We start from the raw sequence: 26,164 nt of genomic DNA, 5'->3' as shown, positions 1-26,164 counted from the left end.
ACAAGATTCTCAGTGAATCAGTAACGCTGAGATTTGGTAAGTTGCCCAGGCCGCAAAATAAGCCAGACTAAATAAGTAGGCCGTAAAAAGTGCCGTTGATTTCGCCGAGTTGGTTTCTCTTTTAACGACCGCAATGGTGGAAATACACTGAGGCGCGTAAACAAACCAGGCGAGATAGGCAAAGGCCACGGGTAAACCCCAGCTGCTGTGCAACGCACTGCCCAATGCTTGATCTCCGCCAGCCACGGCGTAGACTGTCGCTAGAGCACTTACGGCCACCTCCCGTGCGCCCATAGTGGGAATCAGTGCAATACACATCTGCCAGTTAAAACCAAGGGGGGCGAAGAGGGGCTGCATCCAGTTACCCAGCATGCCGGCAAAGCTGTACTCAATCGCCGAGCGGGTGGCATCCACCGGAGCGCCGGGATAACTGGCCAGAAACCACAGGATTATCGAAAGTGACAAAATAATAGTGCCCACGCGGCGCATGAAGATCCACACCCGCTCACGCAAACCGATGAAGACGTGATAGGCCATAGGCCATCGGTAACTGGGTAGCTCCAGTAATAGCGGGAACTCTTCACGCGTCTGACGGCGCCGCATTACCCAGGCGACCAATGCGGCGCTCACAACCCCGGCAAAATAGAGTACGAAAAGGGTTAAACCCTGCAAATTAAATACGCCTGCTACCGTCTCGCGAGGAATAAAAGCACCGATAATCAGGGCATAAACCGGTAATCGCGCCGAGCAAGTCATCAATGGCGCCACCATAATAGTGATAAAACGCTCGCGCGGATCAGATATGGTTCGGGTCGCCATAATGCCCGGCACTGCGCAAGCGAAGCTTGACAGTAAGGGGATAAAGGACCTTCCTGAAAGTCCGAGTCCGCGCATGGGGCGATCTAGCAAAAAGGCTGCACGTGTAAGGTAGCCACTGTCTTCCAGTAGCAAAATAAACAGAAACAGAAGGACAATCTGGGGTAGAAAAACGATGACGCCGCCAACTCCGGCGATAATACCGTTTACCAAAAAGTCGCGCAGAATACCGACGGGTAAAATATGAGTCAGTAAACTACCCAGCATACCAAAGCCCGCATTTATGCTGTCTGCAACGGGGGTGGCCCAGGCAAAAACTGCCTGAAAAACCACCAGTAGAATACTAAAGAGAACCACCAGACCCAACACAGGATGCATCACCACCTGATCCAGGCGATCCTGCCAGCGAGGCATTTGAGTTGGTTGAATTACGTGGGAACGTATTAAGCTCTCGATCTTGTCGTAGAGTTCCTCAACCGATTCCTGGCGGTCGCTCAGTGTCAGTACCTGGGCATCCCCAGCCTGGTGGTGGGCATATTGGTCCAGCTCATGTTTAAGTGCATCTACACCATGGCTGTTTACGGCGACTGTCTCAATCACTGGAATGCCAATATCCTGTGACAGGCTGGCGGTATCAATGGTTATGCCCCGGTTGCGGGCCGCATCCATCTGATTCAGTGCAAGAATCAGTGGTCGGTTCAAACTGCGCAGTTCCATCACCAGGCGCAGTCCCAGGCGCAGATTGGTGGCATCCACTACGGCGATAAGTACGTCAGGTCTGGCTTCGCCGTGGATATTTCCCAGGATGAAATCGCGTGCCACCTGCTCGTCGGGGGAGGTGACAAACAGACTATAGGTGCCGGGAAGGTCAAGGAGTTCAGCTTTGTTAGTGAGGCCGCTAATCGTCCCCGAACGCCGCTCGACGGTAACGCCGGGATAATTGGCCACCTTGGCGCGTGCACCGGTTAAACGGTTAAAGAGGGACGTTTTTCCGCAGTTAGGGTTTCCTATCAGTGCGAAACGTAGTGGCGCTTTGTCAGCGTCGATATTTGCTGCAGCTTGATTCAATCTACTACCTACCACCAGTCACGGTGACCTCTTCAACACAAATTTTGGCAGCCTCAGCACGGCGCAAGGCGAACTTGGTTCCATTGACTTGAACCGCCATTGGGTCGCCACCAAACAGACCAAAACCTATAACCTTAAGATGAGCCCCCGGAAGGAACCCCAGTTCTTTAAGTCTTAGGCCAACCTGCTCGTCATGCGAGCCGAATAGAGATTGCGGGAGCAAACCGATGACCCGTAAGGTGGCTCCCTTTCGGCACTGATCGAGGCGGGCTGAGGTATGCAGTGCATTGGGAGATACTGCAGATTCCATAAAATAACACTCATTAAGCGCAAATGAGATTGATTGATATTAAGAATAGCGTATTTACAGCTCTCCCGCAATCGGTAGGGGCTTTGGTGAATAAACGCAGATTCCTTTGCGCGTGCTGATTGTAGTCGGCATTGGGTTCTACCCTGTTACTGCGGACACTTCTAAAAAGAGGCACACTGTGCCAAAGGAGTGTTCATGTCCAAACGCAGAAAATTCAGTCCAGAGTTCAAACATGAAGCCATCGCGCTGACTCGCCAACCCGGTGTCAGCTGTCGCCAGATAGCCTTGGAAGTGGGCATCAACCCAAACCTGTTGTCGAGGTGGCGACGGGAAGCGGATGAGGAGGCAGATAAAGCCTTCAAGGGCTCAGGCTCCCCCAGAGACGAGGAGGTTGCCCGTCTCAAGCGAGAGTTGGCCCGTGTAAAAAAGGAGCGTGATTTTTTGCGCGAAGCGGCAGTGTTCTTCGCAAAGGAGTCGTCCTGAGGTATCAGGCGATTCAACGTTGTCGCAATCAGTTCCCGATACGTCTTATGTGCCGATGCTTGAAGGTGTCAGCCAGCGGTTATTACGCTTGGGTATCTCGCCCTTAGTCCATACGGGCAACGGCGAACCAGCGTCTGTTATCGCGCATCAGAGAGATTCATGATGACAGTGGTGGGATGATTGGTTCGCCTCGCATGCACGAAGACCTAGTTGCCGAAGGTGCGTCAACCAGCCTGAATCGTGTTGCACGCTTGATGGCTACGCATGGCATCCAGGGGTGGCCGAGGAAGAAGCGAGGACGTGGTGGACGACGATCTTACAGACCACCTGGTATTCGGAACCATCTGGAGCGGAACTTCTCGGCGCTAGAGCCGAATACCAAATGGGTGACGGACATCACGGAGATACCGACGCAGGAAGGAAAACTCTTTCTTTGTGTAGTCCTCGACCTGTTCAGCAAGCTGATTGTGGGTTGGTCTATGCATCACCGACAGGATCGCTACATGGTGATCAGGGCCGTTGAGATGGCGGTTTGGCAACGTCAGGGACAAGCTCCTGTCATATTGCATTCAGATCGAGGCAGTCAGTTTACGAGCGGAGACTACCAGCGATATCTCGGTGGCAACCGCCTGATAAGTAGCATGAGCGCGGTTGGCCATTGTGGCGACAATGCCGCCTGTGAAGGGTTCTTCGGGGTACTCAAGCGAGAAAGAATCCACCACCAACGCTACCGTACTTTAAATGAAGCGCGTGCTGATGTGTTCGATTACGTAGAGCGGTTCCATAATCCCAGGATGCGACGTAGAGTCGCTACTCAAGATCTGAAGTTATCAGCTGTTTTAAAACCGTCCGTGGAAACGGGGTAGAACCCTTGCCATGCTCTAGTGAGATGTCGTCTATCAGTGCGACACCATGATATGCCGCAGTACAGAGTAATCATCCAGAGCAAACGCTGAGAGATCGTTACCGTATCCAGACGCCCTTAAGCCACCGTGTGGCATTTCGCTGGCTAGCAGGAAGTGGCTGTTAATCCAGGTCGCACCGTACTCCAGCTCCGAAGCCACGCGCATCGCCCGACCGATATCGCCTGACCAGACTGAAGACGCGAGGCCGTATTCGGAGGCATTCGCCCAGCTCACGGCTTGCTGCTCGTCGTCACAGCAGGTGACCGATACTACCGGCCCAAAGACCTCGGCCTGAACAATCTCATCGGACTGCTGAGCTCCAACAATCAGCGTTGGAGCATAAAAATAGCCTTCCAAGTCAGGAATATAACCACCCACTGCCACATCGATATGAGACTGTTCCCGGGCTCGTTCCACAAAGCTCGCAATACTATTGCGCTGGCGATCACTGATCAGCGGACCAACATCATCCTGCTGCCGCGACACCCCGAACCGGAGCCCACGAACCCGCTCCGACAGCATTTCAACAAACTGGTCGTAAATCCCTTTCTGAACGAAAATGCGACACGCGGCCGTGCAATCCTGCCCCGCATTGTAATAGCCGTAGCGCGCAACGCCGGCCACGGTCTTTTCAACATCGGCATCGTCAAGGACAAGCACTGGCGCTTTGCCGCCGAGTTCAAGGTGGGTTCGTTTAACACTTTTATGGGCTGCCTGAAGGATCTTCTGGCCCGTTGGAATGCCGCCGGTGAGAGAAATCATACGGACCCGGGGGTTCGCGATGAGCTGGCGACCCACACTCTCACCCCGCCCGGTGACAATGTTCAAAACACCCGGAGGCAGCACCGACGCAATCAACCGGGCGAGCGCAAGCGCCGTGTAAGGCGTCAGCTCGGACGGTTTGAAAACGACGGTATTACCCGCCGCGAGAGCTGGAGCAATTTTCCAGGCAGCCATCATGATGGGATAGTTCCATGGCGCGATGGCGACGACGACGCCGACGGCTGATCGCCGCACAAAGCTGGTCTGCCCCGGACAGTACTCGCCGGCCACAGGGGCCGCCTGGTTGCGAACCAGGCCCGCGTAGTAACGAAAGGTGTCCGCAGCGGCCGGGAGCTCTTCATCCAGCGCCTGGCCGGGATTTTTGCCACAGTTGATCGTCTCCAGGCCGGCAAGCCATGGCTTCGCCCGCTCTATCGTTTGGGCAATCGACAGTAGCAACCTGGAGCGCTGGTTAATGGCCATTCGCGACCAAGCATGAAATGCGTCGCTGGCCTGCGCTACGGCGCCATCGACCTGATTGGCCGAAGCCTCAGGCACTGCGCCGAGTGATTGGGCGGTCCGCGGGTCATAAATAGTTTCCGCTGTACCCAGACCAGTACAAAGCTGGCCGCCGATCAGTAACTCTGTGGGCCAATCATCAATCATTATGCACAACTCTCTATATAGGCAGGGCGGATCCTGAAGCCGAAGGCAGTTGCTCCCGTGCCACCGACACAAAATATTCAACCAGTGCATTGCGACGACCACCCCGGCGCCAGGCCAGTCCAATGTCCAGCGTGTCGGAGAGATCAATGATCTGCCGCGCTTCAACACGATCACCCTCCAGTGACCATGGGCGGTAGGTCATATCCGGCATCAGAGACACTCCCATTCCGGCATAAACCAGACTTCGCACCGCCTCTACAGAGCCACTCTGAATGGCGATCTCCGGTTCCTGGGAAAAGCCGCGCCACAGACGCCGGATCTGATCGCTGAGATCATCAACCCTGAGCAAAATCTGGGGTTCCCGCAACAACTGGTCCATGCTGATGGACTCTTCCAGCAGCAGCGGGTGGTCCGGCGGTAACCACGCCCGGTAACGGGAATAGGTCAGAACTTCGGTGTTGAGCGCTTTATGGTTCTCGATACTGGATAGAAGAAGCACCCCCACGTCCAGTTCACCATTGACCAGCAAATGCTCGATATAGGAACGGTCATCCTCGAAAACACGCAGTTCCACATTGCCATAGATTTTCTTGAAACCGGAGAGCAGGTCAGCGAGATAGTAGCCTGAGACCAGGCTTGTCACGCCAATGTTGAGGGCGCCAATGACTTCATCGGTCGCCTCGGTCAGGCTGCGTTTCGCGTTATCGACGGCAGACATGATCTGGTAAGCCTGACGCAGAAACTGATGGCCGGAATGGGTCAGCTCCATGCCCTTGGAATGCCGGGCGAAAAGACTGACGCCGACATCGTCCTCAAGCTGTTTGATGGCGGTTGTGAGCGTCGACTGGGAAATATGGACGGCATTGGCCGCCGATGACACAGAGCCCGTCTCTGCCACCGCAATGAAGTATTGAATCTGCCTGAACGAAAACATGTCGCCATGCTCCTGCACGGTATCTGTTATGCCGGGCCCGCAATTCGATGATTCGTTACGGAAAGTTCATTATTCAACGAGATATCGATTTTTTCAATGGTAGGCTTCTTTATTTTGTATTGGCTATGCCCCGCGATTGCTGAATAAGCTCTAGTAAGAACTCAGAAAAAAAGAGTTTTCAATAACAAGTCAAATACGTTGTGCCAACAACGCGGCTCACTCAGACGACAGGTACCGGTCATGAAAATAAAGAATCTGAAACTAGCGGCGCTTTCGCTCACCCTTGTTTGCACCAGCGCTCATGCTGCCGAGGGCTTAGAGGACCAGGTCAACATTGTGGCTTGGCCGGGGTACATTGAACGTGGGGACACTGATCCCAATTACGACTGGGTGACCCAGTTTGAACAAAATACCGGCTGTTCGGTAAACGTAAAAACCGCAGCGACGTCTGACGAAATGGTCAGCCTGATGGCAAAGGGTGGTTATGACCTAGTCACCGCATCGGGCGATGCCTCGCTTCGCCTGATCTATGGCAAGCGCGTCCAGCCTATTGATATCAGCAGAATAACGGCCTGGGACTCGATAGACCCTCGCTTGCAGGATGGCGCCTGGTTCACCGTTAACGGTGAACACTACGGTGTGCCTTTCCAGTGGGGCCCCAACCTGCTGATGTATGACACCGATGTATTCACTACGCCGCCAGATAGCTGGGATGTGGTCTTCAAGCCCATGACACTACCGGACGGCAAGTCCAATGAGGGTAGGGTTCAGGCCTACGATGGACCGATCTATATCGCTGACGCTGCGCTTTACCTAAAAGACAAGAGGCCTGAGCTCGGTATCACCGACCCCTACGAGCTGAATGAAGAGCAGTACCAGGCTGTTCTGGACGTACTGCGTACACAGCATGATCTCCTGCATCGGTACTGGCACGACTACAACGTGCAAATGAGTGATTTCAAGAACGAAGGCGTTGTTGCGTCCAGCGCCTGGCCGTTCCAGGCCAATGCCCTGAAAGCGGATGGCCAGCCTGTTGCAACAAGCTTCCCCAAGGAAGGTGTGACAGGATGGGCAGATACCACCATGCTGGCCACAAATGCTGAAAATCAGGAGTGCGCCTATGCCTGGCTGAACTGGTCAATCACGCCCAAGCTGCAGGGTGACCTGGCGTCCTGGTTTGGTTCCGTACCCGCCGTACCCGCCGCCTGTGACGACAACGACCTGCTGGGCAAAGACGGCTGTAAGGCCAATGGTGCAGACCATTTCGAACAGGTCTCGTTCTGGAAGACTCCGAGAGCTCAGTGTGACGGCGACAAGGAATGCGTGTCATACAGTCGCTGGACGCAGGATTACATCGCCATCATGGGTGGCCGCTAACGCTTCCCTCCCGGGAGCCTGTTCCCGTGTGTAACGGTAACAGGCTCGATTGACGACAACTTCAGGAATCCGGGTCATCTATGTCAGTGATCTTTGAGAATGTGAAACGTCACTTTGGCGATGTTAAGGCTGTCGATGATGTGTCTCTCACCGTCAAAGAAGGTGAGTTCTTTTCCATGCTTGGGCCTTCGGGATCGGGCAAGACCACATGCCTTCGCCTGATGGCGGGGTTTGAGCAGCCAACGTCGGGCACCATCTATATCAATGGTGAAGACGCCACGTGGCTCCCTCCCTTCAAACGCAACGTGAATACGGTCTTCCAGGATTATGCGCTGTTTCCTCATATGACCATCGAAGACAACGTCGGTTACGGGTTGATGGTCAAAGGGGTACGACGCAAAGAGCGGGCAGTACGGGTAAAGGATGCGCTGAAACTGGTGGATCTGGAGCATCTGGCCAATCGCCGACCTAATCAGTTGTCAGGTGGGCAACAACAGCGTGTGGCACTGGCGCGGGCACTGGTGAATCAGCCAAAGGTGTTACTGCTGGATGAACCACTGGGCGCCCTGGATCTGAAGCTCCGCGAACAGATGCAGGGTGAACTCAAGGCCCTGCAGAAACAGCTGGGTATCACTTTTGTCTTCGTCACGCACGATCAGGGCGAAGCCCTGTCCATGTCCGACCGGATTGCGGTATTCAACCAGGGCCGGATTGAGCAGGTCAGCACCCCGGAAGCACTCTATGAGTCGCCGAAAACCCGCTTTGTTGCCGACTTTATGGGAACGGCCAACATCATTGACAGCAAGCTGTTTCCCGAGCTTGTCGACGGTCCCCAGGTTTTCGCATTGCGCCCGGAAAAAATCCGACTCAACAATGGCCACGGCGATATGACATTGCAGGGCCAGGTATCCGAAATTTTCTACCAGGGCGCGGTAACCAAAGTTGAAATCCGACTGCCCAACCATCGTACGTTACTGGTCCAGCCACCCTATGCCTTTGATCGCAGCTCGCTGGGCGAGCAGCCCGTCAGTATCAGCTGGGATCGCGCGGATATGGTGAGGCTGGAGGAGCCGGGGTCATGATGCCTGCTACCGCCGAAAATCGGGCCGCCGTCAGGAAATCGGGATCCCTGTTCAACCGGCCGCGCCTGAAGCTGATACTGCTGCTCGGACTGCCCGCCATCTGGTTTCTGGTTATTTACATCTACCCGCTGCTGCATTTGCTGAGCCAGTCCTTCTATACCTTTGATGATTTCACCATGACTGTGGTCAGGGATTTCAGCCTCGAGAACATCAGAAATCTGTTCTCGCCCGCCAACGCCGACATCATTATCAGAACAGCCACCATGGCACTGGCGGTGTCGGTATTCAGCGCGGTTATCGCCTTTCCTGTGGCCTACTACATGACACGTCATGCCTCGGGGAAGATGCAGGCGTTTCTGTATATCTCCGTCATCCTGCCCATGTGGACCAGCTATATCGTCAAGGCGTATTCCTGGACCCTTATCCTCTCGCAGGAAGGTGTGGCTTACTGGATCATTGATGCACTGGGCCTGACCAGCGTACTGCATGCGATCCTTGATATACCGTCCATCGGTGGCAATACCCTGTCCACCTCCAATGTGGGACGTTTTCTGGTATTCACCTATATCTGGTTGCCGTTCATGATATTGCCGATACAGGCGGCTCTGCAGCGACTGTCGACGAGTTTGCTGGATGCGTCAAATGACCTTGGCGCACGCCCTTTCCAGACGTTTCGCCATGTGATTCTGCCGCTCTGCATTCCCGGTGTTATTGCCGGCTCCATCTTCACCTTTTCACTGACGCTCGGTGACTACATCGTTCCGCAGCTAGTGGGTCCGCCCGGCCTGTTTATTGGCAACATGGTCTACATCCAGCAGGGTTCGATCGGCAATATGCCAATGGCGGCGGCTTTCACCCTGGCACCGATCCTGATTATCGCGGTCTATCTCTACTTTGCCAAAAGGGCGGGGGCGTTCGATGCACTCTGATAAATCGACCTGGCTGCTGAAAGGGCTTGCGCTGGCGGGTGTCTGCTTTCTATATCTCCCGATACTGATCATCCTGATCTACGCCTTCAATACCGAGGAATCGGCCTTCTCATTCCCGCCCAAAGGGTTCACGGTCGAGTGGTTCTTCAAGGCCGCCGAGCGTGATGACATCTTTCAGGCGCTCGGCTTTTCCCTGCAGATTGCGGCGATATCCACGCTGATCGCACTGTTACTGGGATCACTGGCAGCGCTCGCGCTCTACCGGAACAATTTCCCGGGTAAAAATGCCTTCACGCTGATCATGATCCTGCCTATCGCCCTGCCGGGCATTGTCACCGGCCTTTCACTGCTGAGCACATTTAAGTCAGCGGGCATCACCCCGGGTATGGCGACCATCACCATCGGGCACGCAACCTTCTGTGTGGTGATCGTCTACAACAATGTTGTCGCCCGATTACGCCGCATTTCATTCAACATCGTCGAGGCATCCTATGATCTGGGGGCAAGCGCCTTGCAGACTTTCTGGCACATCATCCTACCCAACCTGGGAGCGTCCCTGTTTGCCGGTGGGCTACTGGCATTCGCGCTGTCTTTCGATGAGTTGATTGTGACGATCTTCACTGCGGGTCATGAGCCGACCCTTCCGCTGTGGTTGCTCAATCAGCTATCCCGGCCGCGTGATGTGCCCATCACCAATGTAGTGGCACTGCTGGTCATGATGATGACCATGCTTCCCGTACTGCTTTCCTACTGGCTCACCAAAGACCGATAAGGACCAAGCCATGAACCAAATGATCAAAGATATTGAACACCAGATGCTCATCAACGGGATGCTTGTGGCTGGACAGGGCGAGGCCGTTGATATTGTGTCCCCCCATAATGACGAACGGGTTCTGGGCATCAGTGAAGCAACCGAAGCGCAGGTGGATGAGGCGGTCAAGGCGGCGCGGGCTGCCTTTGCCGGCTGGTCGGAACTGACCCCCAAGGACCGGTCGCTCCACATGCTGGGCATTGCCGACCTGATCGAAGACAATGCCGAGCTGTTTGCGAAGCTGGAATGCCTCGACACAGGGAAACCGTACCACCTGATGCTGGATGAAGAAATTCCTGCCGTCGTTGATATTTTCCGATTCTTTGCCGGTGCGGCCCGCTGCATGAACGGCTCTGCCGGTGGCGAATACCTGCCTGGTTTCACCTCTATGGTTCGCCGTGACGCGATTGGCGTTGTTGCCTCAATTGCCCCGTGGAATTACCCGTTGATGATGGCCGCCTGGAAGCTGGGGCCTGCACTTGCAGCCGGCAATACCGTGGTTCTCAAGCCGTCTGAATTAACACCGCTGACAACCCTGCAGCTTGCCGCCATGCTCAAGGACAAGTTGCCGGCCGGCGTTCTCAATGTCGTTTTTGGCCGTGGCCAGACAGTCGGCGCGCCGCTGACATCACATCCGGACGTTGACATGGTGTCACTGACCGGATCGATCCCTACCGGCCAGGCCATTGTCAGTAGCGGCGCGGCCACGATGAAACGGACGCACATGGAACTGGGCGGCAAAGCCCCGGTTATTGTCTTTGAGGACGCGGATATTGAGAAAGCGGTTGATGGCGTGAAGAATTTTGCCTTCGCCAATGCGGGACAGGACTGCACCGCAGCGTCCAGGGTCTATGTTCAGGAATCCATTTACGACAAGTTCGTCGACGCACTGACCGACGCCGTTCGCACCCTCCGGGTGGGAATGCCGTTTGACGACGAGAGTGAGATTGGACCGGTAGTCAGCAAGGCACATCTTGAACGGGTCGAAGGCTTCGTAAAACGCGCCGAAGCACTGGACCATACCAGGGTTACCATCGGTGGTGGCAGGCTCGATCAGCCCGGTAACTTCTTTGCGCCAACCGTGATTGCCGATGCCCGGCAGGCTGATGAAATTGTCCAGAAAGAAGTCTTCGGCCCTGTCGTTTCCGTCACATCATTCGAGACTGAATCCCAGGTGCTCGACTATGCCAACGACTCCATTTACGGCCTGGCATCTTCAGTCTGGACGCGGGACACTGCCCGAGCCACCCGTCTGGCGGCAAAACTCCGCTATGGCTGCACCTGGATCAACACCCACATGCTGCTGGCCTCGGAAATGCCCCATGGGGGCGTGAAGATGTCGGGCTATGGCAAAGACATGTCCATGTACAGCCTTGAGGACTACACCGTCGTACGTCATATCATGATCAGCCACGACTAAGCCCGCAGGCGACTGCTTCAGGTTGCCTTTTTCAGCTCCAATTGGCCGCGCGCGGGCATAGGCGCCTGCTAGATTCCTGGAGCGGTTTGCGCAATCCGACGGCCGTTGTTATGTTTTGAGCATGGTTTCCACATATGATTGCCGATTACCGTAGGGCTATCGAGGGAAAAGCGCATGACAGATAGCGAGAAACCGGGACAGTCGGACAATTAGTACCAATTAGTAATTCGCGTTACTAATTGGTACTAAACCAGCAAGTATCAGAACTTTCGATAAAAGTTTTTCCGCTCGGACAGCTTAGGGCCTAGGGTTTACGCAAACGACTCGATCGTCACCGCTCCTGCCAAATCTTTCCCGTTATTGATTAGCAATGTGAAGCTGTCCTCGGGGTCAATGCGCTGCTCGAAGGCCTGTACTCGCTTCAGCCAGCCCTCAGAGCAAAGACCGCTGAAATAGGGAGGCACAACCCCTCTGACTCATAAGGCTCAGAACGAAGGGGTAAGCTCATGCTGATAGCACTACCGATTTTGAGGTATTGAGCATCGTACTGAAACTGAACGCGGCTTCCAATCCGCTCCAAATGCCCTGCAAGCCTGCCATGCATAAATACCGTCGCTTTGGTACTGAAGCGGCTCATTGATTGCACCTCTTCCTGTTTGTAGTGGAAATTTGTAAGAGGACTATAATACTGGAATCATAATCTATGGAGCCTCTCTCGAGTCTTAGGAAAATGACACAATTTTTTCGCCGGGCAGATCTTCTCCAGCCCTGCTTGCAAACTCCACTAAACTTGGTTCTGCCAAAACGTAAAGCGGTCATCCTGTAGTGGTTCAATGATTCCGGACACCAACGTAGGTAATAATTAGGTAGGCGCTGGAGAGTAAGGCCGTGCTGTTAGGGATGGTTAGTTGGAAGTGGTGAGAAATTCCAACCGTTAAGTTTTACTCGATAGCGCGAAAAGGTGTTTAGTGCGGTGCCCTCACGAACATGGAAAGCAATCAGGCAGGGGTCATGCGGTTAGGGGGCTACCTATGTGCTAAAAAATATAGGGCACTGTCAGGGCACCATTTGGGCACAGCCAAATAAAAAGGCCCTACGCTTTCACGTAAGGCCTTCTTAAAAATATGGTGCGCCCAGCAGGATTCGAACCTGCGACCCCTGCCTTCGGAGGGCAGTACTCTATCCAGCTGAGCTATGGGCGCATTCGAGCATGACGGCGATGCGTCAATTTCGAGTGCGCAATCTTACGTGTGCGAGCGGGCACTGTCCAGCCCCGAGTTCACTGGTGGGACTGGCTTTTTCTTACGGGAAAATGGTGCTGGGGGTAATGCTCGCCAGCGCGCCTTCATTGCTGAAAGAGACCTCGCCATCCTGAATCGTTACCTGATAATTCATGTTGCGTTCTGCCAGTCCAGCAAGGGTTTCTGTGGATTCGGCCGGCAGTTCAATAATGGTGAGGTTGCGGAAGCGGCTCAGTTTATTCTGGTGCTTTTCCAGCCACAGCGGCACGGCGCGGCCGCCGTAGGCGTAAAGAATAACCTGGCGTGAACGGTTGCAGGCTTTGCGCAGGCGGCTTTCGTCGGGCAGGCCCAGTTCAATCCACAGCTCTATCTCGTCACTGAGGCTTTTCTGCCAGAGCTCTGGCTCGTCGTCTGTGCTCAGGCCTTTTGTGAACTCGAGTCCCTCACGGGCGTTCAGTGCAAAGGCCAGCAGGCGTATCATCATGCGTTCGTCATTTTCTGACGGGTGCTGAGCAATAGTGAGCTGATGGTCGGCATAATAGTGCCTGTCCATATCGGCGATATTGAGCGTGGCTTTAAAAATGGTTGCTTTGAGCGCCATGGCCTTCCTGCAGTGGTATCAAGATGTTGGTTTGCGCTAGTGTAATGCAATTCTCCGGCTGATGAGCATGACGGCATGTCGATGTTGCGCGGTTTTCTGATACTGGTTCTGTTTTTCCTTTTTGGCGAGGCGTTGCGGTTGGTGTTTCTGATACCGGTCAGCGGCGGTGTGCTCGGTATGATCCTGATGACGTTTACGCTAATGTTGCGGGGCAGGGTAAGCGATGCGTTGGCTTCGTCCAGTCAGGCGCTGATCTCGGTGCTGGTGTTGCTGATCATGCCGGGTGTGGTCGGGGTGTTTTTTATGGCATCACAGTTCTCAGAACAGTGGCTGGCCGTGGCGGCTGCATTGCTGCTGGGTACCTTTCTGAGCGTTCTGAGCACTCTTTTGTTAATGAAAAGCGTGGTTCGTTTGGCTGCTCGGGGCCACACAAATGACTGAGCTTGCTGAACGCTTTATCGCTATCCCTGACATTTTGTCTGCCAGCCCGATATTCGCAATAGGGCTCACGTTGAGCGCATTTTTTGCCGGCAACTGGCTGTTTGCGCGTATTGGCCGGCCGCTGTGGATGCCGCCGGTGGTCCTCTCGGCCGTGATGTTGGCGGCGGTTATTGCTGTTCTGTCGGTGGATTACATTCGCTATCAGGAGGGTGCTCGCTGGATAGCCGTGTTGCTGGGGCCCGCGACGGTGGCTTTGGGGATCCCGCTGTATCAGCAGATTCACCATATCCGGGCCATGTGGCTTCCGATCGTTGTCACGCTGCCTTTGGCGGCCACACTGGCGGCGGTCTATGCGGTGGTGATCGCTTGGGCGATGGGCGCTCCGCCAGAGGTACTGGCTTCGCTGGCACCCAAATCTGTGACGGCTCCGATTGCTATAGGTATCACCGAGCAGCTAGGTGGATCTGTGCCTTTGATGATGGGTGGTCTGCTAATAACCGGTGTGGTTGCGACATTGTGTGTCGACCTGCTGGCAAAGTGGCTGCCGGTTGACGATGAGCGAATTCTCGGTTTTGCCCTTGGTCTTAACGGCCACGCGATTGGTACGGCGAGAGCGTTCGAGATCAGCCATACAGCTGGTGCTTTTGCCTCCTTGGGTATGGGGCTTACGGGCATTTTTACCGCACTTATATTGCCCCTGGTTTTCCGGTTTTAGAGTCTGGCGCGGGCTGTCCGCGCCAGCCGTCATTCAGTTCACGAATAGCCGCAAGTTGTAATTTCGATTGCCGTACGTAGTTTCCGGTACTAGTTTCTATCACAGACATCCGGGGCGCCTGAGCCTCGGTGTGCCGTAAAAATTCGTAAAACAACGACGGAAAACGCAATGAAAAAACTACTTGCAGCTTTAGTCGGTACCCTGGCGCTGGCCACGGCTCCTGTTGCTCTTTCTGCCGAGGCGACGAAAGAGCTTAAGATGGCGTACGACGCTGATCCGGTTACCCTCGATATTCACGAGCAGCTCTCTGGTGGCATTCTGCAGTTGTCCCATATGTCTTTTGATCCGCTGGTGCGCTGGACAAAAGATCTTGGCTTTGAGGCCCGCCTGGCAGAAAGCTGGGCGCGCATTGATGATAAAACCATGCGTTTCAAACTCCGTGAAGGGGTGAAGTTCCATTCCGGTAACGAACTCACCACCAAGGATGTGAAGTTCACTTACGACCGCCTGAAAGAAAGCCAGGATTTCAAGGCCATCTTCAAGCCGTTCAGTGGCATTAATGTCATTGATGATTACACCTTTGAGCTGGTGACCAGCGAGCCCTTCCCGCTGCTGCTCAATACCGCTACCTACATCTTTCCGCTGGACAGCGAGTTCTATTCCGGCGAGACAGCCGATGGCAAGAAGAAGAGCGCTATTCTGAAGCACGGCAACTCGTTTGCTTCCGGTCACCTGTCCGGCACGGGTCCCTACATGGTCACGTCACGCCAGCAAGGCGTACGCATGGAGTTTGAGCGCTTCGCGGATTACTGGGATGAAGACTCTCCCGGCAACGTGAAGAAAATCGTGCTGACTCCGATCAAAGAAAACAACACCCGCGTTTCTGCGCTCTTGTCTGGCGGCGTGGACTTTATCGCTCCGGTGCCGCCTACGGATCTTGAGCGCATCAAACGCGACAAGGACACGAGTCTGGTTACCATGAGTGGCACCCGCATTATTCTGTTCCACCTGAATCAGGAGCGGGTCGAGGCCTTCAAGAATCCGAAGGTACGCCAGGCCGTAGCCTATGCCATCAATCAGGAAGGCATTGCCGCCAAGATCATGAAAGGCTTTGCCACGCCCGCATCCCAGTTGTCACCGGTTGGCTATCAGGGCCACAACGAATCCCTCAAGCTGCGTTATGACGTGGAAAAAGCCCAACAGCTGATGAAAGAAGCCGGTTACGAGGATGGTTTCACCATCACCATGATGGCGCCGAACAATCGCTACGTGAATGATGACAAGATCGCTCAGGCCGCCGCCGCCATGCTGGCGCGCATCAACATCAAGGTAGATCTCAAAACCCTGCCCAAGGCACAGTATTGGCCCGAGTACGACAATCGCTCGGGGGATATGATGCTGATTGGCTGGCACGCAGATACCGAGGACTCTGCCAACTTCTATGAGTTCCTGACTTTCTGCCCGGAAACCGACAGCGGCGCTGGCCAGTACAACGCCGGTAACTATTGCAACCCGGAAATTGATGCGCTGGTTGAGAAAGCCAACGTTGAAACCGATGTGGAAAAGCGCACCGCCATGCTGCAGGAAGTGGAAAAGCGCCTGTATGACGATGCTGCTTTCGTTCCGCTGCACTGGCAGGATCTGGCGTGGGCGAGCAAGAAGAACGTGAAGATTGAGCCGGTTCTGAACGTGATGAACTTCCCCTTCTTGGGCGACCTGGTCGTAGAGTAAGGGGGCGCCAGCTCCCTTCTCTCCAAACCTCTCTCCCGTCCCTCTCCAGGGATGAGGGGGAGAGGCTTTCAAGCATTTACGAACGGTAAATCCTTCATGTTAGCGTTTTTGGTTCAGCGGATATCCCAGGCAGTGCTGGTCATGTTCGTGATCAGTGTGATCGCGTTTGCCATCCAGGATGGCCTGGGCGATCCACTTCAGGAAATGGTGGGTATGTCAGTCTCCCTGGAGGAGCGGGAAGCCCTGCGCGACGAGCTGGGGCTAAATGACTCCATGGTGGTTCAGTATCTGCGATTTGCGGGTAACGCCATTCAGGGGGATCTGGGCAACTCCTATTTTTACGGCAAGCCTACCCTTGAAGTGATTTCTGAACACCTGCCGGCGACTCTGGAGCTGGTGATCGGGTCCAGCCTGATCATCATGCTGTTGTCGGTGCCCATTGGTGTCTATGCCGCCATCCGGCCACAGACTTTGTTGTCCAAGTTCTTTATGGGTGTGAGTACCGTCGGGATCTCCATCCCGGTATTTCTTACGGCCATCGTTCTTATCCAGATATATTCCATCGGTGTAACCGTTGAGTGGTTCCCGGTGGACACCAGCTGGGGTCAGTGGCTGAACGGCGCTGTGAGCACCGAAGGCGGCCTGCCATCCTATGGCCGCGGCGATGAACTGACTCACCTGTTTGGCACCTGGTATTCCGGCTTTTTCTCGAAAAGTGGTCTGTTGCACCTGGTGCTGCCCTGTGTGTCTCTGGCGTCCATCATGCTGCCGCTGTTCATCCGCCTGATTCGTGCGGAAATGATGGAGGTGCTGCAGAGCGACTACATTCGTTACGCCCGGGCCAAAGGCCTGAGCGCGGTGCGGATCAATTTTCTTCACGCCCTCAAGAACACCATGCTGCCGGTCATCACCGTAGGTGGTGTGCAGATTGGCATCATGGTGGCCTACACGATTCTTACTGAAACCGTATTCCAGTGGCCGGGCGTCGGGCTGATGTTCCTCGAGGCCATAACTCGAAGCGATATTCCCTTGATCGTCGCCTATCTGATGGTCGTGGGTCTGATTTTTGTGATTACGAACACGTTGGTGGATCTGGTTTACGGGCTGGTGAACCCCACGGTTAAACTGACAGGTAAGAAAGCATGACAACAGCGACTCTTTCACGCTGGGATCGCTTTCGCGAGTCCTTTCTCTGGTATAGCTTCAAGCGCGACAAGGTTGCGATCGTCAGCTTTCTCGTACTGCTGCTGATGGTGCTGGCGGCAATTTTCGCACCCCTGCTGGCCCCGACGGATCCTTACGATCTGGCGCTGATCAATATCATGAACTCGGAACTGCCACCGGTGGGTATGCAGGGCGCAGATCCGGCCTTCCCTCTGGGCACAGATTCCCAGGGCAGGGATATGCTCTCCACCATTCTTTACGGCACCCGGGTGTCGTTGCTGATCGGCTTTGGCGCTGTGGTGCTGCAGGCCGCGCTTGGCATTCTGTTCGGGCTGTTGGCGGGCTATCTGGGGGGCCGCGTAGATTCCCTCCTGATGCGTATTGCTGATGTTCAGCTTTCTTTCTCCACCCTGATGGTTGCCATCATTGTGGGTGCGGTATTCAAGGCCAGCTTTGGTAACCTGATGTTTGGTGAGATCGCCATCTACATGTTGATTTTCATCATCGGTATTGCCGAGTGGCCGCAGATTGCCCGCACCGTGCGCGCGTCCGTGCTGGCGGAGAAAAAGAAGGAGTATGTTGATGCTGCCAAGGTGATGGGCTTTCGTACCAATCGCATCATGTTCCGCCATATTCTGCCCAACACGCTTTCTCCGATTTTTGTTATTGCCACCGTACAGATCGCCAACGCGATTATTTCCGAGGCGGCCCTGTCGTTTCTCGGGCTTGGAATGCCGGAGACACAGCCTTCTCTGGGCTCGCTGATCAAATCCGGTTTCGACTACATTCAGAGTGGTTCCTGGTGGATTACCCTGCTTCCCGGCCTGGTGCTGGTCGTGCTCGTGCTGGTCATTAACCTGTTGGGTGACTGGCTGCGGGATGTTATGAACCCACGGCTGTACAAGGGCTAGAGAACCATGAAAAGCGACACGCCACTGTTGGAAGTAAAAGATCTGGATGTTCGGTTTGCCGTGCGCGGCGGCGATCTCACGGCCCTGCGCGGTATCAGCTTCAGCCTCGACAAGGGCGAGAGGCTGGGCCTGGTGGGGGAATCTGGTGCCGGTAAATCTGTTGCGGCTTTCTCGATCCTCAACCTGATTGCCCGCCCGGGTTATATTGCCGGCGGGCAGATTCTGTTCGAAGGCCGAGACCTGGCTGCCATGAGCGAGCGGGAGCTGCGCAAGATTCGCGGTAACCGCATTGCCATGATTTTTCAGGATCCGATGATGACGCTTAACCCGGTGCTGAGGATTGGGACCCAGATGGTTGAGGCCATTAAGGCTCACCGCCAGACCAGCACGAAAGCAGCGCGGGATATTGCGCTGAGCAAGCTGCGCAAGGTGCAGATTCCCTCGCCGGAAAAACGGCTGGACCAGTATCCCCACGAGTTGTCGGGTGGTATGCGCCAGCGGGTGATTATTGCCATTGCCCTGTTGCTGGATCCGGAAATCATCGTTGCCGATGAGCCCACCACGGCGCTGGATGTGACGATACAGGCAGAGATCATGGCGCTGCTGCTGGATCTGTGTGAGCAGGAAAATGTAGCGCTGATGCTGATCACTCACGATCTGGGTGTTGTATCCCAGGTAACCCAGCGCATGCTGGTGATGTATTCCGGCCGCATTATCGAGCAGGGGCCAACGCGGGAGATCATCAACGATGCCCAGCACCCCTATACCCAGGGATTGATTAATGCATTGCCGCAGATGGGCGAGCCCGGTGCGCGGCTGTTCCAGATTCCCGGTTCCATGCCGTCCCTGAAAAACGTACCGACCGGCTGCCCGTTCCATCCGCGCTGCAATTTCGCTACCGATCAGTGCCGGCAAACCATGCCCGAGTACGTGCGCTCCGGGAACGTGGATGTGGCGTGTTACGAGGTCAGCAACCTGATTGAGCAGGAGAAGCAGATGCAGGAGGCCGGATCATGACCTCCCCACTGGTAGAAATTCGCGGGTTGGAAAAGCGGTTTGATCTTTCTGGCAGCCTGCTAGAGCAGATCACCTTCAAAAACGGCCGTTTCCAGCGCAAGCAAGAAGCGGTGCATGCCATCAACGGTGTCGATCTGCAGGTACAGAAAGGTGAGGCGCTGTGTGTGGTGGGCGAATCAGGCTGCGGCAAGTCCACGATTGCCCGCACGGTTATGGGCTTGTTGTCGCCCAGCGCCGGAGAGGTTCACTACGGTGGCCAGCGCATTGATAATCTCAAAGGTCGGGATGTGCTGCCGTATCGCCGCAAAATGCAGATGATCTTCCAGAACCCCTACGCCTCTCTGAACCCGCGTATGACAATTCAGCAGACTCTGGAAGAACCGATTCATTTTCACCGCCCGGACTTGGCTCGCAGCGAGGTGCGCGACAAGGTTCAGGAGGTCATGGCGTCCGTGGGGATAGATCCGGACTGGGGCAGCCGGTTTGGCCACGAATTCTCCGGTGGCCAGCGCCAGCGCATTGCCATCGCACGTGCCCTGGCGGTGGACCCTGAGTTCATTGTGGCGGACGAGCCCATATCGGCACTGGATGTATCCATTCAGGCCCAGGTGCTGAACCTGCTGATGGACGCTCAGGAGACCCGCAATCTGACGTACCTGTTTATCACCCACGATCTTGCCGTGGTGGAACATTTCGGCACCCGGGTTGCTGTGATGTACCTGGGGCGTGTGTGTGAGCTGGCGGATACCAAAACGCTGTTTGCCGCGCCGCGCCATCCGTACACCCAGGCTTTGCTTTCAGCAATACCCAAGCTGGCAGACGACAGGCCCAACTACATTCGGCTACAAGGGGAAGTGCCAACGCCGGTCAATCTGCCATCCGGATGCGTATTCCATGGCCGGTGCCCTTATGCTAATGAGCGCTGTCGCCAGGAAATACCTCAGCTTATTGCTACTGACGGTGGTGCACAGGTTGCCTGCCATGCAGTGGAAGAAGGGCGGTTGTAAGAAGGCTACTGCAATAAGCTATGATGCGCGCGGTGAGTAGCTTTTGAAAAACCGTCACTCTTTACTTGTTAGTTTGCTGGGGAGCCCATGGAAATACGCTGGCTGGAAGACTTCATGATGCTGGCACGCACACGCCATTTTTCGCGTGCCGCCGAACTGCAGCATGTAAGCCAGCCCACGTTCAGCCGTCGCATTAAACTGCTTGAAGAAGCCATGGGTGCTACCCTGATTAACCGGCAGACTCTGCCCTTGTCTCTGACACCGGCCGGGGAACGGTTTCTTGATCTATGCCAGCGGGTAACCCGGGATGTCCGCGAAGTCCGCAGCCAGATTGCCGATATGGAAGCGGAAGTGTCTGCGCGCATCAGTGTGGGTTCTACCCAAGGGCTTTTTTCCCATTTTTACCAGCGCTGGGCCAGTGATGCAGGCGTTGCAGACCGCTTGCAGCTCAATCTCAACGCGACAAGCTGGGTGGGGGAGCAATTTCTGGATGCTCTCGACGGCGGCGAATGCGATTTGGTGCTGTGTTACTGGCATCAGGATTTGCCCTGGAGTGACCGACTTGGCCAGGGCGAGTACGAATCAATCATTCTTGCCCGCGAGTGGCTGGTCCCAGTGAGTGTTGCAGCGGATAACGGCCAGCCCCGGTTTCCTCTGCCGGGAACCGCAGGCCAGACGGTGCCGCTGATTGGCTATCATTCGCGGGGATTTTTGCAGTCTGCAATTGAATCGCATCTGGCGCGGATTAAAGAATCCGTAAACCTCCTGCCACTGAACGAAAACACCCAGTCTGCAAGCGTCAAGGCGCTGGTCAAGCAGGGCTTTGGAATGGGCTGGCTGCCCAGCCGGATGACGGAAAAGAGCGAGCACTTTGGCAGTCTGACGCGGGCTGGCGACGAACGCTGGGATGTCCCATTGGAAATCCGCCTTATCCGCCTGCGTGAGCAACGCTCAGACGACTTTTTAACTCTCTGGAAAACACTGGAAAACCAACATGCCTGACACCAATCTGCTGTCTCTTCAGATTGATCACGTGGGTATTCTGCAGGGCCGCTATGAGGAGGTTCTGGAAAACCATGGATATGACAGCTTGCTTATCAGTTCTGGCGCGGCGCCTGTGCGCTACGGAGACGATCAGTCCTGGCAATTTCAGGGTTATGGCCCGTTCCTGCACTGGACGGGGCTCGCCGGTTTTGAACACGCATGGCTGCTGATACGGAAAGGCCACAAGCCACTGCTCTCAATGCATCAGCCTGTTGATTTCTGGCACGCGAGTCTTGAGCTGGCACAGGAACCCTGGCTGGCGGAATTCGAGCTTCGCTTCAGCGAGCATCGCGCGGCGCCTGCGCTGGACAGCTTAGGCCAGTTGGCTGTTATCGGTGATCCGTTGCTGCTGGCGGATGTGTCAGGTGAGCACAATCCAGGCGCGCTTTGCGATGCGATTGATGAAACGCGGGTGCATAAAACAGCCTACGAAATAGCCTGCCTGGCCCACGCCAACAGGTTGGCCATTGCAGGGCATCACGCCGCCCGCGATGCGTTTCTAGCCGGTGCCAGCGAGTTTGAAATTAACCTGACATACCAGCGCGCAACACAGCAGCGTGAGGCCGATGCCCCTTATCACAGCATTATTGGTGTAAACGAGCATGCCGGGACACTGCATTACCAGTGCTACGACGCGGCAGCGCCCGACAAATCGCGCAGCTTACTGATTGATGCCGGAGTGCGTTACCGGGGCTATTGCTCCGACGTTACCCGCACCACCGCTGGTGTCGGGGAAGGGCGCTTTGGCGCGCTCGTGCAGGGCCTTGAGCAGTTGCAGTTCCGGCTATGCAAAATGGTAGCTCCGGGCGTTGACTATGTGGACATCCACCGCAGAACGCATCAGGGCATTGCCGCCTTGCTGAGTGCAGCAGGTCTGGTCAGCGGCCTGAGCGATGAGGAGATGGTATCCGAAGGCGTTACCCGGGCCTTTTTCCCCCACGGCATAGGGCATTTCCTTGGCGTTCAGGTACACGATGTTGCTGGCAAGCCGGTACCGTCCCCTGCTGACGCTCCCTTTCTTCGTCTGGTCCGAACGCTGGAGCCCGGCATGGTCGTTACCATTGAGCCAGGGTTGTATTTCATACCCTCCTTGCTTGAGCCGCTTCTTTCTGGCCCTCTCGGGGAACATATGAACCGTGCGCTGATTAAAGAATTGCAGGGATGTGGAGGAATACGGATAGAAGATAATGTGGTGGTTACCGATTCGGGATCCAGAAACCTGACCCGAGAGGCAGAGGCCTGAAACAATCCCTTGCACAAAATTAATACAACAGACTTGCAATCTTGGATGCTAATGACAATAATTATCACTAACATTGTTGTCGTTGGTAGGATTGCATTATGTATGTATGCCTTTGCCACGGAGTCACAGACCGGGATATCCGTGAAGCTGCAGAAAACGGTGTTTCTTCCATGCGCCAGCTCGGTGAAGAGTTGGGCGTAGGTACCCAGTGCGGACGCTGCGCCTCGACAGCGCGCGGCATTCTGCGTGAAAGCCGCGCGCCGGATTACCTCGCTTTGGCAAACATCTTGGCAAGCCCCGCCTGACGTCCCCGGGGTTTATTTCCTTTCCGCAATTTTGTAATGCGCTTTAACACGCTATTCTTGCTGGGTGACGAGAGAATTTTCTGAACCCGAACTAACCAGCCGGATTGGATTTTATTCAAAAGGTTTACCCATCGGCTGGGATCAAGGAGCGTTGCAATGAAAGGCGATAAGAAAGTCATCCAGTTTCTGAACAAAGTCCTTGCCAACGAGCTGACAGCCATTAACCAGTACTTCCTGCATTCACGCATGTACAAGGACTGGGGCATCACCAAGCTTGCGGCCAAGGAGTATGAAGAATCCATCGATGAAATGAAGCACGCCGATCAACTGATCGAGCGCATTCTGTTTCTGGAAGGCCTGCCCAACCTGCAAGACCTGAACAAGCTGATGATCGGCGAGAACGTTGAGGAAATGATTGCCTGCGATCTTAAGATCGAACACATCGCCCATGTCGATCTGAAAGAAGCGATTCTCTACTGCGAGTCCGTTAACGATTACACAAGCCGTGAGCTGTTCCGCAGCATTCTTGACAGCGAAGAAGAGCACATTGACTGGCTCGAAACCCAGCTGGAAATGATCAACCTGATGGGAATCCAAAACTACATTCAACTGCAATCTGCTGCTGCGGAGTAAATACCGACGATGGATCTGTCCTGCTTTAAAGCCTATGACCTGCGCGGCAGTGTGCCGGAGCAGTTGAACCCAGCTTTGGCCGAGCTCATCGGCCGTGCCTATGTGGAAATCACTGGCGCTAAAAAAGTCATTGTCGGCTATGACATTCGCCTCTCAAGCCCGGAAATCACCAAAGCCCTGAGCTCCGGACTTATGGCAGCGGGTGCGGATGTGTTCGATATAGGTTTGTGTGGTACCGAACAGGTGTATTTCGCCACCAGCCATTATGAAATGGACGGCGGCATCATGGTCACCGCCAGCCACAACCCCAGAAATCATAACGGCATGAAAATGGTGGGGCCGGAATCCCGCCCGATCAGCTCCGATAATGGTCTGAACGATATTCGCGACCGGGTGCGCGAGCCCTTTGCTGACGCGCCGGTACAGGGCAAATATGAAACATTGGAAGTCACCAGGGCTTACATAGACCACCTCTTGGGGTACGTTGACGCGGCTGCCCTGCGCCCCTTGAAACTTGTCGTCAACGCCGGCAACGGCGGTGCGGGCCTGGTGATCGATCAACTCGAAAAGCACCTGCCTTTCGAATTCATCAAAGTGCACCATCAGCCAGACGGTAACTTCCCCCATGGGGTGCCCAACCCCATCCTCGAAGAGAATCGCGCTGCCACAGCCGATGCTGTAATCGAACACGGTGCAGCTATGGGGATCGCCTGGGATGGTGATTACGACCGCTGCTTCTTCTTTGATGAGAACGGTCGGTTTATTGAAGGCTATTACATTGTCGGCCTGCTGGCTGATCAGTTCCTGCGCAAAACCGGCCCCGGCAAGGTCATCCACGACCCGAGGTTGATCTGGAATACCCAGGACCTGGTAAAAGCCGCCGGCGGCGAAGCCATCGAAAGCAAAACCGGCCATGCCTTCATCAAGCAACGCATGCGAGACGAAGACGCGGTTTACGGCGGGGAAATGAGCGCTCACCACTACTTCCGGGATTTCGCCTACTGCGACAGCGGCATGATTCCCTGGTTGCTGATCGCCGAACGCCTGTGCCAGTCCGGCAAGCCGTTCTCATCCCTGATCGATGCCCGTATTGAAGCCTATCCGGCCAGTGGCGAAATCAACCGCACCATCGCTGATCCTCCCAAGGTGATCGCAGCCATCGAGGAAAAATACGGAGCCGGCGCAAAAAGCGTCAGCTACGTAGACGGCCTCAGCGTCGAATTCGACAACTGGCGCTTTAACCTGCGCATGTCCAACACGGAACCCGTCGTTCGCCTGAACGTGGAAACCCGTGGTGACATACCTCTGATGAAAGCGAAGACAGAAGAGTTGCTTGCAGAAATGGAGCGCTTGAATAAGTAACAGCTATTGATGGGGGCCGGGGTGCCGGCACCTCGGCTTAGCTCCAAACTTAAAGCCAGTCTTTCAGCATAATTCCAAGCCCGAACCGCTCAGTCCGATGATTGTAGTCAATCAGGCTCTCCCCATACCCGTTGTAGTACTGGAAAAACCCCTTGATCGTATCCCCTAGCGGAAAGCTGTAACCAAACTCCACCGAGGTGTGATTGTCCGAGCGCAGGTTGTTTAGCAGCTTCAGTGAAAGCGTCCGGTCCTCGGAAAGCTTATAAACGAAGTTGTAATCGGCATGTCCCAGATAACGCTCAATGTCTGCATTATCATCTTTACTGTTCTCCGGAATCCGGTACCAGGGCTGCACAACGAACAGCCAGCGCCCATAGGTGAAGCCGGCGCTTGCAATAATCCGGTTCCAGCTCCGTGAGCGCGGTTCCGACTGGCCGTTGGATTGATGGTTAATGCCAATCGTCATACCGCTCAGTGTTGCTGCACCGAGGTTCCAGTTCGCCTGGTGGCGCAGAAAAATCTCGGGTTCGTAGTTGGTCTCCCGGAAAGGGGCGGAATCCTCCTGATTATAAACCTGCCAGAAAGAACGCTGGGTATAACCGAACCATAATGTTGTGCGATCGGCCAGCCAGCCAGTCAATAGTGGAACCTTGAAGCTGATCTGGTATTTGGCCTCCTCGTTCTCAAGCTCGTAATCGTAAGTGGTAGCACCCAGCCTGGGGTTGGTTGGCACCGTATTCGGGTCTGCGACCCAGGTGATTGGCATGATATAAGTAGGCTTATAGCTTATGAAACTACCAGAAAACGAAAACAGCGCTTTCTCAGCAGTAACGTATTGATCCACCATATTGTTCATCACGCCACTGTCGGGGTCATCCTCGCCGGAGCCCTCAGCCACCTGCTCCTGGCTTTTCCTGTCAGGAGCTAATGTATCTGCTGCCTGCTCGGCATCCTCAACGTCCTGCTCGTTTGCCTGGTCACGGGCCGTTTGTGGATCGTTGAAAGAATCGTAGCAGGCCAGGCGCTGCACGCCCTCCCGAATCAGAGCGCACTCTTCAAGAGAAGTGGTTTGGCGGTCGTCTGCCGGTATGGTTTCCTGTGCAATCGTCAGCGCAGGCCACAGCAGTGCCAGCGTAGCGGCCTTCGAGGCCCGGGCATTGGGGCATTTGTGCATACTTCGAATCTC

The 26,164-nt window shown here is 55.0% G+C and carries 25 protein-coding genes, 1 tRNA gene and 1 pseudogene; 18 read left to right on the top strand and 9 right to left on the bottom strand.

Translation table 11 applies throughout. From position 1 onward, the window contains the following. Positions 1–9: 9 nt before the first annotated feature. Both feoB and BUA49_RS00940 read right to left on the bottom strand, forming a co-directional pair. Complete coding sequence (gene feoB / locus BUA49_RS00945) at positions 10–1,884, bottom strand: ferrous iron transporter B (protein WP_072794933.1); 1,875 nt, start codon at positions 1,882–1,884, stop codon at positions 10–12. A 4-nt stretch (positions 1,885–1,888) separates the two neighbouring features. Further along, positions 1,889–2,194: a FeoA family protein gene (locus tag BUA49_RS00940; protein ID WP_072794932.1), complete on the bottom strand. Its 306-nt coding sequence runs from the start codon at positions 2,192–2,194 to the stop codon at positions 1,889–1,891. 195 nt (positions 2,195–2,389) lie between these two features. Here BUA49_RS00940 and BUA49_RS00930 point away from each other — a divergent pair. Continuing rightward, positions 2,390–3,543, top strand: a pseudogene (locus BUA49_RS00930) (IS3 family transposase). Positions 3,544–3,576: 33 nt separating this feature from the next. On the opposite strand, the gene BUA49_RS00925 reads toward BUA49_RS00930, so the two are convergent. After that, a complete protein-coding gene (locus BUA49_RS00925) occupies positions 3,577–5,010 on the bottom strand; it encodes a gamma-aminobutyraldehyde dehydrogenase (protein WP_072794930.1) in 1,434 nt (477 codons plus the stop codon). Between the two features lie 13 nt (positions 5,011–5,023). Continuing rightward, entirely contained in the window at positions 5,024–5,944 is a 921-nt protein-coding gene (locus BUA49_RS00920) for a LysR family transcriptional regulator (protein ID WP_072794929.1), read from the bottom strand. Positions 5,945–6,184: 240 nt separating this feature from the next. Between BUA49_RS00920 and BUA49_RS00915 the strand changes: the two genes are divergently transcribed. From BUA49_RS00915 to BUA49_RS00895, 5 genes are all read left to right on the top strand, one after another. After that, the gene (locus tag BUA49_RS00915) at positions 6,185–7,321 is read left to right on the top strand and encodes an ABC transporter substrate-binding protein (protein ID WP_072794928.1); all 1,137 of its coding nucleotides are present in this window, start codon (positions 6,185–6,187) and stop codon (positions 7,319–7,321) included. An 80-nt stretch (positions 7,322–7,401) separates the two neighbouring features. Further along, complete coding sequence (locus BUA49_RS00910) at positions 7,402–8,403, top strand: ABC transporter ATP-binding protein (protein WP_072794927.1); 1,002 nt, start codon at positions 7,402–7,404, stop codon at positions 8,401–8,403. Then, positions 8,400–9,332, top strand: coding sequence for an ABC transporter permease (locus tag BUA49_RS00905; RefSeq protein WP_072794926.1), 933 nt, complete (start codon positions 8,400–8,402; stop codon positions 9,330–9,332). Before BUA49_RS00910 ends, BUA49_RS00905 begins: the two co-directional genes overlap by 4 nt. Beyond that, on the top strand, positions 9,322–10,104 hold the full coding sequence (locus BUA49_RS00900) for an ABC transporter permease (protein WP_072794925.1): 783 nt from the start codon (positions 9,322–9,324) through the stop codon (positions 10,102–10,104). The genes BUA49_RS00905 and BUA49_RS00900 overlap by 11 nt, the downstream gene beginning before the upstream one ends. Before the next feature lie 31 nt (positions 10,105–10,135). Continuing rightward, on the top strand, positions 10,136–11,563 hold the full coding sequence (locus BUA49_RS00895; RefSeq protein ID WP_072797540.1) for a gamma-aminobutyraldehyde dehydrogenase: 1,428 nt from the start codon (positions 10,136–10,138) through the stop codon (positions 11,561–11,563). A gap of 311 nt (positions 11,564–11,874) precedes the next feature. On the opposite strand, the gene BUA49_RS18210 is transcribed toward BUA49_RS00895, so the two are convergent. The 4 genes from BUA49_RS18210 to BUA49_RS00880 all read right to left on the bottom strand — a co-directional run bounded on the left by BUA49_RS18210 (position 11,875) and on the right by BUA49_RS00880 (position 13,405). Beyond that, positions 11,875–12,027, bottom strand: a complete 153-nt coding sequence (locus tag BUA49_RS18210) for a HipA N-terminal domain-containing protein (protein WP_084063455.1) — start codon at positions 12,025–12,027, stop codon at positions 11,875–11,877. Next, positions 11,985–12,167, bottom strand: coding sequence for a HipA N-terminal domain-containing protein (locus tag BUA49_RS18205; RefSeq protein WP_407656682.1), 183 nt, complete (start codon positions 12,165–12,167; stop codon positions 11,985–11,987). The genes BUA49_RS18210 and BUA49_RS18205 overlap by 43 nt, the downstream gene beginning before the upstream one ends. A gap of 521 nt (positions 12,168–12,688) precedes the next feature. Further along, a tRNA-Arg gene (locus BUA49_RS00885) sits at positions 12,689–12,765 on the bottom strand. A gap of 100 nt (positions 12,766–12,865) precedes the next feature. Next, complete coding sequence (locus tag BUA49_RS00880; protein ID WP_072794924.1) at positions 12,866–13,405, bottom strand: YaeQ family protein; 540 nt, start codon at positions 13,403–13,405, stop codon at positions 12,866–12,868. A 75-nt stretch (positions 13,406–13,480) separates the two neighbouring features. On the opposite strand from BUA49_RS00880, the gene BUA49_RS00875 reads away from it, so the two are divergent. From BUA49_RS00875 to BUA49_RS00820, 12 genes are all read left to right on the top strand, one after another. Next, a complete protein-coding gene (locus tag BUA49_RS00875) occupies positions 13,481–13,846 on the top strand; it encodes a CidA/LrgA family protein (RefSeq protein ID WP_072794923.1) in 366 nt (121 codons plus the stop codon). Further along, positions 13,839–14,561, top strand: coding sequence for an LrgB family protein (locus tag BUA49_RS00870; RefSeq protein WP_072794922.1), 723 nt, complete (start codon positions 13,839–13,841; stop codon positions 14,559–14,561). Before BUA49_RS00875 ends, BUA49_RS00870 begins: the two co-directional genes overlap by 8 nt. Positions 14,562–14,729: 168 nt before the next feature. Beyond that, a complete protein-coding gene (locus BUA49_RS00865) occupies positions 14,730–16,292 on the top strand; it encodes an ABC transporter substrate-binding protein (protein WP_072794921.1) in 1,563 nt (520 codons plus the stop codon). Between the two features lie 96 nt (positions 16,293–16,388). Then, a complete protein-coding gene (locus BUA49_RS00860; protein WP_072794920.1) occupies positions 16,389–17,438 on the top strand; it encodes an ABC transporter permease in 1,050 nt (349 codons plus the stop codon). Beyond that, positions 17,435–18,367 (top strand): ABC transporter permease, encoded by a 933-nt coding sequence (locus BUA49_RS00855; protein ID WP_072794919.1) that lies wholly within the window; start codon positions 17,435–17,437, stop codon positions 18,365–18,367. Before BUA49_RS00860 ends, BUA49_RS00855 begins: the two co-directional genes overlap by 4 nt. 6 nt (positions 18,368–18,373) lie before the next feature. Further along, a complete protein-coding gene (locus BUA49_RS00850) occupies positions 18,374–19,384 on the top strand; it encodes an ABC transporter ATP-binding protein (RefSeq protein WP_072794918.1) in 1,011 nt (336 codons plus the stop codon). Next, the gene (locus BUA49_RS00845; protein ID WP_072794917.1) at positions 19,381–20,391 is read left to right on the top strand and encodes an ABC transporter ATP-binding protein; all 1,011 of its coding nucleotides are present in this window, start codon (positions 19,381–19,383) and stop codon (positions 20,389–20,391) included. Before BUA49_RS00850 ends, BUA49_RS00845 begins: the two co-directional genes overlap by 4 nt. Positions 20,392–20,478: 87 nt before the next feature. Next, positions 20,479–21,393, top strand: a complete 915-nt coding sequence (locus BUA49_RS00840; RefSeq protein ID WP_072794916.1) for a LysR family transcriptional regulator — start codon at positions 20,479–20,481, stop codon at positions 21,391–21,393. Then, on the top strand, positions 21,386–22,678 hold the full coding sequence (gene pepQ / locus BUA49_RS00835) for a Xaa-Pro dipeptidase (protein WP_072794915.1): 1,293 nt from the start codon (positions 21,386–21,388) through the stop codon (positions 22,676–22,678). Before BUA49_RS00840 ends, pepQ begins: the two co-directional genes overlap by 8 nt. Before the next feature lie 98 nt (positions 22,679–22,776). Next, positions 22,777–22,983, top strand: a complete 207-nt coding sequence (locus BUA49_RS00830) for a bacterioferritin-associated ferredoxin (RefSeq protein WP_072794914.1) — start codon at positions 22,777–22,779, stop codon at positions 22,981–22,983. Between the two features lie 156 nt (positions 22,984–23,139). Beyond that, positions 23,140–23,616, top strand: coding sequence for a bacterioferritin (gene bfr, locus BUA49_RS00825; protein ID WP_072794913.1), 477 nt, complete (start codon positions 23,140–23,142; stop codon positions 23,614–23,616). A gap of 9 nt (positions 23,617–23,625) precedes the next feature. Next, positions 23,626–24,978 carry a phosphohexomutase domain-containing protein gene (locus tag BUA49_RS00820; protein WP_072794912.1) on the top strand — a complete coding sequence of 451 codons (1,353 nt, stop codon included), beginning with the start codon at positions 23,626–23,628 and terminating at the stop codon, positions 24,976–24,978. Positions 24,979–25,027: 49 nt separating this feature from the next. On the opposite strand, the gene BUA49_RS00815 is transcribed toward BUA49_RS00820, so the two are convergent. Beyond that, the gene (locus BUA49_RS00815; protein WP_084063453.1) at positions 25,028–26,152 is read right to left on the bottom strand and encodes a phospholipase A; all 1,125 of its coding nucleotides are present in this window, start codon (positions 26,150–26,152) and stop codon (positions 25,028–25,030) included. Between the last annotated feature and the right edge of the window lie 12 nt (positions 26,153–26,164).

Source organism: Marinobacter antarcticus, from assembly GCF_900142385.1.
Classification (GTDB): Bacteria; Pseudomonadota; Gammaproteobacteria; order Pseudomonadales; family Oleiphilaceae; genus Marinobacter; species Marinobacter antarcticus.
This window is presented reverse-complemented; position numbering and strand designations above follow the sequence as displayed.